Origin of the sequence: Acinetobacter tandoii DSM 14970 = CIP 107469 (assembly GCF_000400735.1) — a bacterium.
GTDB lineage: Bacteria > Pseudomonadota > Gammaproteobacteria > Pseudomonadales > Moraxellaceae > Acinetobacter > Acinetobacter tandoii.
Map to the genome: position 1 here is coordinate 147,025 of NZ_KE007360.1, position 15,176 is coordinate 162,200.

The 15,176-nt window shown below is 40.5% G+C and carries 16 protein-coding genes; 8 read left to right on the forward strand and 8 right to left on the reverse strand.

The window, feature by feature from the left end:
- Positions 1–12 precede the first annotated feature (12 nt).
- Positions 13–624: a glutathione S-transferase family protein gene (locus I593_RS01630; protein ID WP_026441303.1), complete on the forward strand. Its 612-nt coding sequence runs from the start codon at positions 13–15 to the stop codon at positions 622–624.
- A 76-nt stretch (positions 625–700) separates the two neighbouring features.
- Here the strand turns inward: I593_RS01630 and I593_RS01635 are convergent, their stop codons facing one another.
- Entirely contained in the window at positions 701–2,326 is a 1,626-nt protein-coding gene (locus I593_RS01635) for a bifunctional 3-(3-hydroxy-phenyl)propionate/3-hydroxycinnamic acid hydroxylase (protein ID WP_016165846.1), read from the reverse strand.
- A gap of 328 nt (positions 2,327–2,654) precedes the next feature.
- Positions 2,655–2,864, reverse strand: a complete 210-nt coding sequence (locus tag I593_RS01640) for a hypothetical protein (protein ID WP_016165847.1) — start codon at positions 2,862–2,864, stop codon at positions 2,655–2,657.
- A 636-nt stretch (positions 2,865–3,500) separates the two neighbouring features.
- Between I593_RS01640 and I593_RS01645 the strand changes: the two genes are divergently transcribed.
- The gene (locus I593_RS01645) at positions 3,501–3,794 is read left to right on the forward strand and encodes a hypothetical protein (protein ID WP_016165848.1); all 294 of its coding nucleotides are present in this window, start codon (positions 3,501–3,503) and stop codon (positions 3,792–3,794) included.
- Between the two features lie 268 nt (positions 3,795–4,062).
- Positions 4,063–4,260 carry a hypothetical protein gene (locus tag I593_RS01650; RefSeq protein WP_016165849.1) on the forward strand — a complete coding sequence of 66 codons (198 nt, stop codon included), beginning with the start codon at positions 4,063–4,065 and terminating at the stop codon, positions 4,258–4,260.
- 139 nt (positions 4,261–4,399) lie between these two features.
- Here I593_RS01650 and rsmD read toward each other — a convergent pair whose 3' ends face one another.
- Together rsmD and mrdA are read right to left on the reverse strand one after the other, a co-directional pair.
- On the reverse strand, positions 4,400–4,954 hold the full coding sequence (gene rsmD / locus I593_RS01655) for a 16S rRNA (guanine(966)-N(2))-methyltransferase RsmD (RefSeq protein ID WP_016165850.1): 555 nt from the start codon (positions 4,952–4,954) through the stop codon (positions 4,400–4,402).
- Positions 4,954–6,999 carry a penicillin-binding protein 2 gene (gene mrdA / locus I593_RS01660; protein WP_016165851.1) on the reverse strand — a complete coding sequence of 682 codons (2,046 nt, stop codon included), beginning with the start codon at positions 6,997–6,999 and terminating at the stop codon, positions 4,954–4,956. The genes rsmD and mrdA overlap by 1 nt, the downstream gene beginning before the upstream one ends.
- Positions 7,000–7,250: 251 nt before the next feature.
- Here mrdA and I593_RS01665 point away from each other — a divergent pair, with 251 nt between their 5' ends.
- The 4 genes from I593_RS01665 (at position 7,251) to I593_RS01680 (ending at position 10,167) form a co-directional block, all read left to right on the forward strand.
- Positions 7,251–7,778, forward strand: a complete 528-nt coding sequence (locus tag I593_RS01665) for a hypothetical protein (RefSeq protein ID WP_016165852.1) — start codon at positions 7,251–7,253, stop codon at positions 7,776–7,778.
- Positions 7,779–7,837: 59 nt separating this feature from the next.
- Entirely contained in the window at positions 7,838–9,154 is a 1,317-nt protein-coding gene (locus I593_RS01670) for a DUF445 domain-containing protein (RefSeq protein WP_016165853.1), read from the forward strand.
- A gap of 85 nt (positions 9,155–9,239) precedes the next feature.
- Positions 9,240–9,899: an adenylate kinase gene (gene adk, locus I593_RS01675; RefSeq protein ID WP_016165854.1), complete on the forward strand. Its 660-nt coding sequence runs from the start codon at positions 9,240–9,242 to the stop codon at positions 9,897–9,899.
- Positions 9,900–9,984: 85 nt separating this feature from the next.
- Entirely contained in the window at positions 9,985–10,167 is a 183-nt protein-coding gene (locus I593_RS01680; protein ID WP_016165855.1) for a hypothetical protein, read from the forward strand.
- Between the two features lie 51 nt (positions 10,168–10,218).
- Here I593_RS01680 and nth read toward each other — a convergent pair whose 3' ends face one another.
- Positions 10,219–10,917, reverse strand: a complete 699-nt coding sequence (nth, locus tag I593_RS01685; RefSeq protein WP_016165856.1) for an endonuclease III — start codon at positions 10,915–10,917, stop codon at positions 10,219–10,221.
- A gap of 2 nt (positions 10,918–10,919) precedes the next feature.
- Complete coding sequence (locus tag I593_RS01690) at positions 10,920–11,711, reverse strand: RnfABCDGE type electron transport complex subunit B (RefSeq protein WP_016165857.1); 792 nt, start codon at positions 11,709–11,711, stop codon at positions 10,920–10,922.
- A 341-nt stretch (positions 11,712–12,052) separates the two neighbouring features.
- Here I593_RS01690 and gdhA point away from each other — a divergent pair, with 341 nt between their 5' ends.
- On the forward strand, positions 12,053–13,396 hold the full coding sequence (gene gdhA / locus I593_RS01695; protein WP_026441301.1) for an NADP-specific glutamate dehydrogenase: 1,344 nt from the start codon (positions 12,053–12,055) through the stop codon (positions 13,394–13,396).
- Between the two features lie 62 nt (positions 13,397–13,458).
- On the opposite strand, the gene I593_RS01700 is transcribed toward gdhA, so the two are convergent.
- The gene (locus tag I593_RS01700; protein ID WP_016165859.1) at positions 13,459–14,229 is read right to left on the reverse strand and encodes an META and DUF4377 domain-containing protein; all 771 of its coding nucleotides are present in this window, start codon (positions 14,227–14,229) and stop codon (positions 13,459–13,461) included.
- Between the two features lie 115 nt (positions 14,230–14,344).
- Complete coding sequence (locus I593_RS01705; RefSeq protein WP_016165860.1) at positions 14,345–15,121, reverse strand: DODA-type extradiol aromatic ring-opening family dioxygenase; 777 nt, start codon at positions 15,119–15,121, stop codon at positions 14,345–14,347.
- Positions 15,122–15,176 lie beyond the last annotated feature (55 nt).

Sequence of the window (15,176 nt, forward strand, 5' to 3'; positions counted from 1 at the left end):
GCAATAACAATGATGCAGCTTTATACCAATCCGCAATCTCGCGGTAATATCATTTTACCATTCCTCAAAGAGCTAAAGATTGAAGATCAGGTCGAACTGATAAATATCAGCTATGAAGAGATGCATCAGGCAACATATTTAGCCATTAATCCCATGGCAAAAGTACCTTGTTTGAAAGATGGCGACATTGTCATCACTGAAGTACCTGCAATTATTGCCTATCTGGCAGATAAATATATTCAGCAGGATTTTGCTCCCGCACTGAATGACCCGAAGCGCGGAGCTTATTTAAAGTGGCTGTTCTACATTCATGGTCCATTAACTGAATATATGGACATTAAAAACTTGAATGTTGCTGATGATCTGATTGAAAGTAAGAAAATGGGCTTAAGTTTTGGCGATGAGCAACGATTATTCCAATTTTTAAAGCAAGGTCTAAGTCAGGCAAACCCTTATTTACTTGGAGAAAAGTGCACCGCGGCAGATTTATATTTGGCATATTGGTTGGTGTATGCCATGTCGTTTAAGTTGATTCCGTATTTTGAAGAAGCGAAACCATTTTTAAGACAGATGAAAACTCGAGCTTCGCTACAAGGAATCGCTTGGTTTGATGCCTTTGAATAATTGTTTTGATGAGTGAGCAAAGCCCAGAATATGTTCTGGGCTTTGTCATTTTACAGGGGGAGATAATTCAAATAACTTAAGCTTTGCTATGTAGTTTTGAGAACAAGGCTTGGCTAATTTGATCGACACTTTGTGGAATTGCGAGGGCTGCGACAAAGCGATCAGGGCGTAAAATCACCATCGAGTCATTGGTACGACCAAACCAAGTCCGAATGTCAGTCCCAATATCGCCAACACAAATGACACCATCGTATTGTTTGCGCTTTTCGTTTTGTAGCTGAACAGCAGGTAAAACCTGAATGAATTTCACCCCCAATTTTTTCCATTGCTGCAAGCTTGTCTCAGACAATCCCCATTGCGGATCTACACCCCAAGCCAGAATCGCAAAGTCATTGCCAATGATTTCATCTAATAAAACTTGTTCACCAGAAACCAATTCAATTTTTGGCTGAATAAACATTTTACCGACAGGTGAGTTTTTCAGCTTATTTTGAATCAACACGCCATCATGGTATTGCGGCATGGGTTTAAAACGCATTTCCAATAAGTATTGTTTAATTGGCTTAATATAATTAAGTGCATAAGCAATCCCATCACGGACAAAACCTTGCCATTTTTTCGGTGGTGCCAGTACATGACCCGCCATAACCGAAAGATCAATCATCGCCTTGGCATGATCTTTACGTTCAATTTGGTATGAATCTAAGAGTTCAGGTCCAGCTTTTCCTTTTACGACCAATGCCATCTTCCAGCCTAAGTTAAAGGCATCTCGCATACCACTGTTATACCCCTGACCTTGCCAGACAGGCATAATATGGGCAGCATCACCTGCCAGTAAAATACGATCTACACGGAATTCGTCTGCAATACGAGCATTGTGGGTATAAACACGTTGACGGATCACTTCAATATTTTGAGTATTGGGTAATACTTTTGCCAAAAGTTTATTGATGTTTTCTGGTTTGCTGAGCTCTTCTTGGGTTTCACCAGGCATCACCATAAATTCGAAACGGCGAATACCATGTGGTAATGCAGCCGATACATATGGGCGTACTGGGTCACAGCATAAATAGATATGTGGTGTTGCCAATGGATCATTTTCAATATCAATCACAATCCATTGATTTGGTGCTGTTTTACCATCGAAGCCGATATTTAAAGTACGACGCACAACAGAGTTGCCGCCATCGCAAGCAATCAGGTACTGAGCTTTAACGACTTCATTTTGCCCCTGCTTATTTTGCATTTTAAGCGTGACAGATTGAGCATCTTGGCTAAACTCAGTCAGTTGACGAGAAAATAGCACTTGGGTTTGTGGGTATTGCTTTAGTCCTTGAAGCAGTACATTGTCGACTTGCGGTTGAATAAATGCATTTCGGCGTGAGAAACCAAACTCACGGGTTAAAGGCTGAATATCGGCAAAACAATGACTTTTTGGGGTCAAAAAGCGCATAGCATGATTGGGAGTAGTGTGCGGTAAAACTTGCTCGACCAGTCCAAGTGATTGAATCGTGCGCAAAGCTTCATCATCAATACCAATGGCACGCGGATAATCGATCAGTTGATCCAGTTGTTCAATGACGGTGACTTGCACCCCTTGCTTGCTTAAATAATTTGCAAGCGTAAGCCCTACAGGACCAGCGCCAAGGATTGCCACTTCAGTGGTAAATTCAGTATTTTTTGTGCTCACAGCGAATTCCATTCAATCAATTCACAATGAGGCTATTAACGGTGAAGAGAGGGCTACAAACAAGCTATGCCATAGTGGATAGCGAGTATTAAAGTGGCTTGAATCCAGTTTTTTTCTTTTGTTATTATATTGATTTAAAAAGATTTGTTTTGATTTTGATGATAGTTGATGTCGTGGGAATCATCGTAATTAACTATATTTATGATTCAGATATTCGAGAGGATCATGCATTTTTGAGGAGATTCAGGCGAGACAGAATACTCTGAATCACCTGAAAATTTCTAAGACCTTCGAGTGAATGAGGTGGAGTGAAGGTCTTAGAAAACTGGTGCACTAGGCTTTATTGTGCTGGCGTAGCTTCACTTGCTGAGTCTGCAGCAGGTTGAGTAGTGGGTTGAGCAGCCGTGCCTTCAGTTGCAGAAGTTGCGGGTTGTTCTTGGGTTGAAACAATGACTTTCTCTTCAGTTTGAGGCTGTTCAGTAGTTGCAGCAAAAGTTGTGGTTGCGGCAGCAGCAAATGTTGTTGCAAGTAGGATATGAGTTAATTTCATAATAGGCATCCTGTGTTATTAACGAGATAAAATTAAAGATGTTCTACTTATCATCACTTAAGTCAGAACAGGACTCATGCTAAGTATTCACAGGCGTTCAATCAATTAAAACAACAAAGCGAAACAGAATGAATTACGTGAATAATACAATAATGTACAAACTGTGTAGCTAGGGTAACAATGAGGTGAAACTGTCATCAGGATTTGTATTTAAATATTTCAACAGCATGTCATCAAGCAATTTTCATTTACTTAAACTACACAAAACGGGTAGGTAGAAGCTGTTTTATAGAGGGATTACTCACGGGAGACTTGTAAGAAATTATTTCGTATTGGGATGTATTGAACAGAAATTAAGTAGATTCAAAAGGATCATATTTTTGAAAATTAGTTTAAACAGATGGATGCCCCAATTTGATTTATACGGGGTTATATGAGTTCCATTTAAATGAACAATCATCTGGTAAAAGGTTTTCAGATGATGGAATACCTCTATTTTTAATAAATCAAAATCTAGTTATTAAGAGATAAAAACACATTTATTTGTACATAACAAAAAAAGAACAAGTAGCTGATTTTTTATCCATACTTATCCTGAATAATGAACAAGTACACCCAGTTGACAAGGGGAGCATTATGATAAAACTAATTGTGTTATCCACTTTGTCGGTCATCATGTTATCGGGTTGTGTTTGGTATGACGATGATTGGTATGATCATGATCATCGTTATTCACATGACTATGATCATCGACCCTCTTATGGCTATGAATGGAATGGACGTCCAGATTATAGACCTCCGCACAATCGCCCTCCAGAGCATCGTCCTCCAGAAAATAGACCACCAGAACACCGTCCACCTGAAGGTCGACCGCCAGATCATCGACCTGATCGACCATACTATAAGCAGACTCGACCCTTACCACATTAGTTGCATTTTGAGGTCTTATGCTTGGGTTAAATAAGGCTTGTCGCCTTATTTAACTGTATTAAACGTAAAAGGAAGGAGATGTTCTAAGAACAATAAAAGCAAGCGCCAGCGCGCCAATCGTAGATTAACCTCTATATCGAAATTTCTTATAAGCGGTAGAATTGGCATTTTTTAAAAAATAGTACAAAAAACGCACAAATCAAGGGATTATAATTTGGATTAAAGGTGAATAATACAGACTCGACCCTAGAGAAAAAGGGGAAGGAAAATGATAAAAGCAACCTTATTGCTTGTAGTGATTACAGGCTTGATGATGGGTTGTATGTCACCTAGCACAAGCATGGATCATTCAAATACCAGTCCAATGCTTCAACAAACTGATTATCAATCAGAACCATCTCATCAAAAATATATGAACGATAAAATGGTTCATCTCCCAAAGTTGAATTTATCCGATACCCTTTAATTGATTTATGAGTATCATTGCACCAGATGGGGATAGTTTTTCCATCTGGTTTTTATTTTTAAAAACAATTTCTTATATGTTTTTTATCTTAAGCAAGTCGAAGTAAAGTACAGATAATAAGTATAAAGAAAAGTGTATTTTAACGACCTGCCACTTTTTTATATAAAGCTGCTCGAACTGTACCTGCTTTGGTTTGTTTTATAGTGTGCCAACTGTGCGGTAAATTCAACATGTTGAGCTCTCGGTCAGCCTCTATATAAATTAGGGCATTTTCAGTAATCAACGGATCAGCCAGTTTGGCCAGTTCTTCCCAAAGATTTAAGCTATATGGTGGATCTAAAAACACTAAATCAAAACTAGATTTTAGGGTGGGAAGGGCCTGTTGAGCAGTCGCCACTTTTAATTCGCAGTTTTCTGCTTTTAATAACTGAATATTTTGTTTTAAAAACTGCGCTTGAGTTCGGTCTGGTTCAATCATGGTCACATGCTTGGCACCACGCGATAAGGCTTCAAAGCTTAAAGCCCCTGAGCCTGTACAAATATCTAAGACTTGAGCATTTTGAATATCCCACATTAACCAGTTAAACAGTGTTTCGCGGACGCGGTCAGGAGTCGGGCGCAATCTTTCAATACTGGCAAACGCGAGTTGGCGGCGCTTCCACTCTCCGCCAATAATTCTGAGTTGATTTTTCATTATTCGACATCATCCGCTGCAGCCGCAGGAGCAGCTTGGTTGGTAGGAGTAGCTGGTTGCTGAGCTGTATGAGTAGTTGAACTTGTTGGTCGTGCTTGAGAGCCTGTCGTTGAGGACGCTGGAGCTGTGCCAGAACCACTTGGCAATTCGCCTGGTTTAATTCCAGCAGTCATTAAGCCACCGCTAATTTGATGACCTTCTGGTTTAATTGGGTTCTTTTTACGTTGTAATAACCAATAGTCAAAGACAGGGCGGGCCAATTGTGCAGCAGAACCACCATGACGACCATTTTCCCACACAACAGCGATGGCAATTTCAGGATTTTCAGCAGGTGCAAAACCAACAAAAAGTCCGTGGTCTAACTGACGCTCGGTCAGTAAAGCCTCATTATACTTTTTCCCTTGCGCAATACTTTTGACCTGTGCTGTACCTGTTTTTCCTGCAATTTTATACATCGGTGTCCGAATACCACGACCTGTACCTGTTTCAATAACATCTACCATGGCGTCACGCATTTGAACCCAGTCTTCATCTTTACCGTTAAACTGAATATGTCCATCTGGTGCATTCAAAACTTTATGTGGTTTTGCCCCTTTGCTGACTTGTAACACATGTGGAATCACATGTGCCCCATGATTGGCTGTAATTGCAGTTGCCATAGCCAGTTGTAACGGCGTTGCGGTAAAAGCACCCTGTCCAATACTCACAGAAATCGTTTCGCCTTTTAACCATTTACTTTTACGGGTACGCATTTTCCAGTCAGGATTTGGGTATAAACCTTCGCTTTCACTCGGTAAATCTACCCCTGTTTTTTGACCGAAGCCAAATTGACGCATCCATGAATTCATTTTCTCAATACCCATACGGTAAGAGAGAACATAATAAAAGGTATCGCAGGAAACGACTTGGGCCTTATGAAGATTGACTACGCCATGCCCCGATTTTTTCCAGTCACGGAATTTATGAGAATCGCCAGGTAAGGTAAAGTAGCCATGATCGGAAATTGCAGTGCCCCAGTCGATATAACCATAGTGGATGCCGCCTAAACCAAACATCGGCTTAATGGTTGAACCGGGTGGATAAGCGCCTTGTACAGCACGGTTATAAAGTGGCTGATCTAAATTGTCGCGTAATCCACTATAGTCAGTATGACTAATCCCGGTTACAAACAGGTTAGGGTTAAAGCTTGGACTGGAAACCAGCGCTAGAATTTCACCTGTACGAGGATCCATCGCAACAATGGCACCGCGTCGACCTGCCAGTTGTTCAGTCGCAACAGTCTGCAAGCCATAATCCAGAGAAAGGTATAAATCATTGCCACGAACGGGTTCTTTACGTCCTAAATGGCGTAGAACATTACCATGTGCATCGGCCTCGACAGATTCATTCCCTGGTACGCCATGCAAGAGTTCCTCATAAGATTTTTCTACCCCAATTTTCCCAATCAGGTTGGTTCCCGCATACAAGTCCTTATCAATACTTTTTAGTTCTTTGTCATTAATACGCCCCACATAACCAATCACATGGGCAAACAGCTCACCATGTGGATAATAACGGGTCATTTGAGTTTCGATATTGACCCCTGGGAACTGGAATTTAACTTCACTGAATTTGGCAATATCAGTTTCAGTTAAATTGAGTTTGATCGAGACACGTTCGGTTTTCTTCGAGGTTTTAATACGTGACAGGAAGCGTTCAATATCTTCGTCGGTCAGATTTAAAATTGGTGTAAGACGCTTAACAGTATCCTCAATATCTTCCACATCGGCACGACTCATGGTCGCGGTAAACACTGGGTAGTTATCGGCTAATAAAATACCATTGCGGTCATAAATATAACCACGCGCTGGAGCAAGTGGTTGAAGTCGAATACGGTTTTGATCTGATGCCGTTGAAAACTGTTGGTATTGCATAATTTGCAAGTAGGCATAACGTGCCACCAACAGCAACATAAAAAAGCTGACGATCCCGACAGAGATTAATACTCGATTGCGATAAATGCGCTTTTCTTGTTGGACATTTTTTAAAGGAAAGTGCTGCTTCATACGCGATTGACTTACACAGTGGGGGAGAATCAGGAAGGCGCTATTCTAACTCAAGTCACAGGCTTTGATAATGCTTATCTGCTGGAAGTGGGGGGGGCTAGGTTGTTTAATTGCAACAGTGTGTTTTGACTTTATAGACAGTAAAAAGATCAGGTGTTGTATATAAGAATAGAAACAATTCTGTTAAAGTCAAAAACATGCAAAAAATTTGGAATGCATGCACAATTAAAATAAGGACAAAGGTGACAATAATGACAAGAGTTTATCCCTTGTTAGCATTGATAACATTATTCAATACAGCTTATGCGCAAGATCATCATTATTTACCAGATGCGAAATTGCCTCCTGAAAGTGTCAGCACATGGAATCTGGGAGCAGGGGTAACCCAACAACTGATTCATTTAAATACAGAATGGGTTAATCCTTATGGCATAGCCTATGCCAAAGTGGGTTTTTTTCTTACCGATGATTCCCCTTTTGGAACACAAATAGGTTTTAGATATCCTTACTATTTCACAGGAAAGGATAAAAACGGGTATTATGTGGGTGCCTATGCAGGTCATATTGCCAGTAAGCAAGTGGATAATAAAGATGAAACACGCTTAGGTGCAGGTGTAGATCTTGCATATGTTTTATTAAACAAAGATCGCATTAGTACATTCAGTGTCGGGCTTGGGGCAGGAGAAGAATTAAAAAATCGTGAGGGTGTGGTTGTAGAACACATAGAACCGAAAATACAATTCTCTTATACATTAAGTATGGGCTTAGGCAGAAAATAACCTGTTTAAAAAATTAAGAATTAATCTCTGTTATTTGGTCATTATTTTGGAAAATATGCATGCTTGAGTACATCAATCAGTTGTGGCAAACCTTTTTGAATCGTCCCGATTTTTGGGCTGTGCTGAGCATTATTCCTGTAACTGCTTTTGTAACTTGGGCACATGTTTGGATGGCACTCAAAATGGTGTTCTATCCAATTACTTTTTGGGGTTTTCATTTAGGTCCCTTGCCTGTGGGTTGGCAAGGTATTGTGCCACGTAAAGCAGGACGCATTTCAGGCATTATTACGGATAATACATTATCTAAACTGGGTTCTTTGCGCGAATTTTTAGATGCCATGGATCCAGAAGATATGGCGCGTATTATTGGTGAGCAGGTTGGCTTTGAACTGGAACATCTGATTGATGAAGTCATGGTCGATCGCAATGCGGTACTTTGGGAAAATTTACCATATTCGATTAAACGCCGTATTTATGCACAGGCACACAAGCAGCTTCCAGAGGTGTTGAAAGAACTGGTAACAGAATTAACGGTGAACGTCGAGTCATTGGTAGACATGCGAGAAATGGTGGTCAGCCAAATGGAGGGTGATCGTCGTTTAATGGTGCGTATGTTCTTAAAAGTGGGACAAAAGGAAATCAATTTTATTTGGCATATTAGTGCCCTAATAGGAATGTTTTTTGGTGTGTTCCAAATGATTGTGTGGTTTGTGGTGCCTTGGCACTGGACAGTCCCATTTTGGGCATCGGTTTGGGGATTTTTAACCAATTGGATTGCAATTTGGATGGTCTTTAACCCGATAGAGCCACATTATGTACGTTACCCACAACTCACTGAATTAACTAAAGATCGTAAGTTTCCTTGGGTGAAACCAGTCTGGCCGAGAATCGGAACGTATAATATCCAAGGCGCGTTTATGAAGCGTCAGGAAGAAGTATCGGATGTATTTGCCAGTGTCGTTACTGAAGACTTGATTACGTTAAAATCTATCATGACTGAAATGATGTATGGCACGAAAAAAGACAAAACTCGTCGTATCGTCAAACGGCATATTAACCAAATTATGGAAACTCCACTGGTTCGCACATCATTACAGCTCTCTTTAGGGCCAAAAGAGTACGCAAAACTCAAGACGGACTTGATTGATCGCTCAATTGAAATTACGATGGTGCCAGTATGCGACCCTGCGTTCAATGCGAGCCGTGCACAGAAAATCTTTCAAATGTTCCGAGAGCGTATCCGAGAGTTAACGCCGAAAGAGTTCCAGAACCTGTTACGTCCTGCATTTCAGGAAGACGAATGGATTCTGATTGTATTAGGTGGGGTCACTGGATTTATAGCTGGTACAATACATTTGTTTGTGGCTTTCTTATAATTAGATACTCATGCTGACTGTTTAGATCTGCATAATTGTTGGCTCGAAGTATCATACATATTGTTTTAAATGAGGATGTTTTTTTATGCGCATTATCTTACTCGGACCACCTGGAGCAGGTAAAGGTACACAAGCTCAGTTGATCTGTAAGCGCTACAATGTCCCACAAATTTCAACCGGTGATATGCTCCGTGCTGCAATTCGTGAAGGTACTGAATTAGGTCTTAAAGCTAAAAGCGTAATGGAAAGCGGTGGTCTGGTTTCTGATGAACTGATCATTGGTCTTGTGAAAGAACGTATTGCTCAACCTGATTGTGTGAACGGCTGCATTTTCGATGGTTTCCCTCGTACAATTCCACAGGCTGAGGCTTTGGAAAAAGAAGGCATTAACATCGATCACGTGATCGAAATTGATGTACCTGATGAAGAAATCGTTCAGCGTTTGTCTGGTCGTCGCCAGCATCCTGCATCTGGTCGTGTTTATCATGTTGTTTACAACCCACCTAAAGTTGAAGGCAAAGATGATGAAACTGGTGAAGACTTGGTTCAACGTCCAGATGACCAAGAAGAAACTATTCGTAAGCGTCTAGGTTCATATCATACAGAAACTGAGCAGTTGGTTGGATTCTACCAAGGTCGTGCTGCTTCTGGTGAAAATGCACCGACTTATGACAAATTAAATGGTTTACGCCCAATTGAAGACGTACAAAAAGATTTGTTCGCAATTTTAGATCAGTCAAAATAATTCAAACCTGAATTTTTGACTTTAAAAGAGTCCTAAGTCATATTAGGGCTCTTTTTATTTGTCCTAAATTTTTGAGGATACGATTTTGTTAAAAATTGGTTTATTCATTTTAGTGTTGGCATGCTTGGTCATGTTACTGGGTTTGTTATATATCAGCTTTAAAATGTTAAAAGAAACCCAACAAAAGCAAAAAGAAGAAAGTAAAATTGCGAAAAAACCCCAATATCAGTTACATCCGAAATTGAAACAAAAACAGTCGAAAAAATAAGAGTGTGATTTTGAGATAACAGCGTATCTTGTACTAGATCCGCTGCGCTTCTTAAATGTTATTAACAGGAATTGCGCGTGCTGCACCAAATTCAAAACGCTCTGGCCAATTACATACATCTGAAACCACGCATTCGGCACACTTGGGTTTACGTGCGATACAGCAGTAACGACCATGTAAAATCAGCCAGTGGTGCGCATCGACCATAAATTCTTTAGGAATAACTTTGACTAGTCGGTGCTCAACTTCGAGGACATTTTTTCCTACTGCCAAACCTGTCCGATTGCCTAATCGAAAAATATGCGTATCCACCGCCATGGTGGGATGTCCGAATGCAGTGTTCAACACCACATTTGCAGTTTTACGTCCAACGCCAGGTAAAGCTTCTAAGTCGGCACGATTATTCGGCACTTGACTGTTATGTCGTTCAATTAAAATTTGGCAGGTTTTAATGACATTTTCAGCTTTGGAATTATATAAACCAATGGTTCTGATGTATTGCTTGAGCCCTTCAACACCTAACCCCAAAATGGTTTCAGGTGTATTGGCGATTGGAAACAATTTATCTGTGGCTTTATTGACACTAACATCAGTTGCCTGAGCTGAAAGGGTTACTGCAACTAATAACTCAAACGGCGTAGAAAAGTTTAACTCTGTTGTCGGGTTGGGGCGCTGATCGCGTAAACGTTCAAAGAAGGTTTTAATTTGCTTCTTGGTCATGTTTTTAACGGTAGAGGTTTTGGTCACCATGTTTAAGCTCCTTGCCAAGCATTGAGTTGTTCGGTCAATGTCAGTAATTGAGCGCGCTTGGTTACATCTTCACGAACGCTGAGTTGTTTCTCTAACTTTTTAATTTGTGTTCGTAATTTTGCTAACTCAATGGTTGATTTGGCATCTTGTTGGGTGACAGTAGGTGTTTTGTCGGCAACTTCAATTACAGGTACTGAATCAAGTTGCGTGGAGAATTGAGCAAATAATGCTGTATCAATTTCGGCACGTACTACAGGGCCCTTACGCTGCAAGCGACGAGTTTCTTCACGTTGAATATGGGCATAGTAGCGTTGGCGTAAATCGTTTTGCTCTATTGTGCGTTCAATTTCATTCGGTAAGCTATTTAAATCTTCGACTAAATCAATACAGTCAACTGGACAGGGTGGAATACAAAGTTCACAACCCGTGCATAAATCAGTCAACACACTATGCATGAGTTTCCCCGATCCGATAATCGCATCAACGGGGCATGCACTAATACATTTGGTACAACCAATACATTCATCTTCTCGAATAATGGCTTTCATTCGTTGTGGACGACCATCCGATTGAAGAGGCCATACGCTTTCCTCTGCTTTTAGAGATGGGCGTTGTAATAATTCAGCTAAAGCATCAGCCACAGGCTGTCCACCTGGGACGCATTTATTGGCTGCTTCTCCTTCTGCAATCGCTTTGGCGTAGGGAAGGCAACCATCTCGATGACCACATAAACCACATTGAGTTTGGGGGAGTAGCGCGTCGATGCGTTGAATGAGAGCAATTTGCGAAATCATGCGAAAACCACGCCTGTTTTTAGAACAGGATTAGAGAGATAGAGTCAAATTTTCCTGAATTTTAGCATGATTTAGGTGATTAATCTTGTGTTCCAAATTAATGCATTAAATGTGTTTATATGGTGCAAAAAAAAGTGGATTATTAAGTCAGGGTTTAAAAATAGGAAAGACAAACTTTATTTAATAGTTAAAATAATTATTTGTTATATATTGAAAATATCAAGTTATTTTAAATAAATATTGTGGAAGGTGGATAAAAAGTATTTAATGTTTTGCGCCAAAATTTATCACTTAATTTAATTTTGACCTATTTTGATTCATAAATTGCTGAGGATGAAGTGTTGAAATACAGTAGCCTAAACGACTTTTTGGATTACGTAAAAACACGTGATGCACACCAACCCGAGTTTTTACAAGCGGTAGAAGAGGTGATGACCAGTCTGTGGCCATTCATTGAAAAGAACCCAAAATATGCAGCACATGGATTACTTGAGCGTTTAATTGAACCAGAACGTGCTATCCAATTCCGCGTGTCATGGGTCGATGATCAAGGTAACACCCAAGTAAATCGAGCATTTCGTGTTCAATACAACTCAGCAATTGGTCCATTTAAGGGTGGGATGCGTTTCCATCCCTCTGTCAATTTATCCATTTTAAAATTCTTGGGTTTTGAACAGACTTTTAAAAATGCCTTAACAACGTTGCCTATGGGTGGCGGAAAAGGCGGTTCTGACTTTGACCCTAAAGGGAAGTCAGAAGGCGAAATTATGCGTTTCTGCCAAGCATTAATGATTGAGCTATACCGTCACTTAGGTTCTAACACAGATATTCCTGCTGGAGATATTGGTGTTGGTGGCCGTGAAGTCGGCTATATGGCTGGGATGATGAAAAAACTCAGTAATGATACTTCTTGTGTATTTACTGGAAAAGGTTTGGCATTTGGTGGGTCTTTGGCACGTCCAGAAGCAACGGGTTATGGCACAGTATACTTTGCTGAAGAAATGCTAAAAACGCGTGGTGATAGTTTCCACGGAAAAACTGTGACCATTTCAGGTTCGGGTAATGTTGCACAATTTGCTGCTGAAAAAGCCATGTTCCTAGGCGCAAAAGTGGTATCACTTTCAGACTCGAATGGTACGGTTTATGTCAAAGATGGTTTCACCGATGAACTTTTAGCAGAAGTGATGCATTTGAAAAATGAAGCCCGTGGACGTATTTCTGAATTTGCATCTAAGCATGGATTTGAATATTTAGAAGGCAAGCGCCCTTGGGGGATTCCTTGTGATATCGCTTTACCATGTGCAACTCAGAATGAATTGACGGGTGAAGATGCAGAGGTATTATTGGCTAATGGTGTTTTCTGTGTTGCAGAAGGTGCCAATATGCCTTCAACACTCGATGCTGTAGAAAAATTTGTTGCAGCGAAAATTCTGTATGCACCAGGTAAGGCATCTAATGCTGGTGGTGTAGCCACTTCGGGTCTTGAAATGTCACAAAATGCATTGCGTTTAGGATGGAGCTTCGAAGAAGTCGATGAGCGTTTACATGCAATTATGAAAGACATTCACCGTAATTGCGTTAAATATGGCACGAAAGCAGACGGTAGCATTAATTATGTGGATGGTGCCAATATTGCAGGCTTTGTGAAAGTGGCAGACGCGATGTTGTCTCAAGGCGTATTCTAGATATTAGCCGCCTAAGTTGTAAAAAAGCCGATGCAATTGTATCGGCTTTTTTATGCTTGTATTTATTTTACAGTTTCGGTTTCAATCACCATATCTTTGACATAAGCATATTTAGATTGGTCCGCAGCAGGGTTTTGACGTTCAAAACGTTTTACCCGAACAATTTGGCGGGTTTTAGAATCGTGAATATAGCCTTCGATATGGTCGTAGAATAAAGTCCAATCTTTATCGACAGTTGTTTTCAGACCTTTGTCATCATATTTGATTTCACGAACTTGTAAGCACTCAATGCGAGCGACACCTGCGGAACAGGTTTTTGTTTCTGGTGAAATTTCTAAAAAGATGGTTTCACCTTGAGATTGGTATTTGGTTTCAGGTGTCATTTTCCCAACAAAGACATGTTTTTCACCTTTCGCAGAAACCAGTGTTAAAGTCGGTGCTTCAACATTTTGGCTATTCAAGGTAAATTGAATTGAACGTTGACCGAGTAAATCTGCGGCTAAGCGTTCTTGTTGCATCGCAGGTTCAGCACAAGCCATTTGCGTGCCCATCATTGCACCTGTGACAATTTTGTCACCTTCAATTTTCCAGCTCGTACCTAAACCGTTACAGCTAGTTTTTACGGACAACTGTCCTTGTGTATTAAACGACAGCGTTAAAGGTTTTGGCGTGGTCGATGTGGTGCTGATCCATTCATAGGCAGCAAGTGTTTTGTTTTGATCAGGAATTGATTGTACATTCACAGCTTGATCCAAATTTGATGGTGTTTGAGTTGATTGGCAAGCAGCAAGAGAAAAAGGCAACAAAGCAAGTAAAAGGTATTTCAATTTCATTTTTAAATTAACACTTTAGTGAATAGATACAAAACTAAAGGTTAAATGATTAATAAAAAAAAGAAATGAATACGTGTACAACATTTGTATTCATTTCTTTAATTTTTAGAAAGGATTAGTCAAAACGGTAAATGTCCATTCCCAATGAACCCATTGTGAAACTGCTATGGACAATATTAAAGCGTTTGCCCGTACCCATTGCAAAAAATAAAGGCGCAAAATGTTCTAAAGTTGGATGATTGCGCTGTACATAGGGAATGCTGTTCCAGTCCAATACTGCTTCATAGTCTTGATGCGACAGTTTTTGAACTACATAGTTTCGGAAGGTCGATGCCCATATAGGCACATCCTGCGATTCCCCATGCCATGACAATTCAGACAAATTATGGGTAATACTGCCCGAACCAATCAGTAAAACTTGTTGTTCACGTAAAACTGAAAGAGCTTGCCCAATTTGATAAATCTGTTCTGCTGACATATGCATAGGTAGTGAAATTTCAACCACTGGGATATCTGCATTCGGGAACATGTGGAGTAATGGCATCCACACACCATGATCACGCGGGCGGCTATTATTGGCGTGGGCATCAAATCCTGCATCAGACAGTCGCTTTAAAATGTCTTCGGCAAGTTGAGGGTCACCAGGAGCAGGGTAGCGAATTTCATATAGCGCAGGGGGGAAACCACGAAAATCATGCCAAGTTTCTGGGCGGATGCCCGTATTGACCTCAAGTGCCTGACTTTCCCAGTGTGCTGACATCACGACAATCGCTTTAGGTGTTGGTAGATTTGAACTCAAACGTTGTAAGGCTGGACCGACTTGTTCAGGGTTAAGCGCAAGCATGGGAGATCCATGAGAAATAAATAAACCTGGTAAAGTTTGTAGATTCATCGTCTTGCGCCTAATTTGAATAAGAGAATATGTTCATCATGCCAAAGAGAAATAG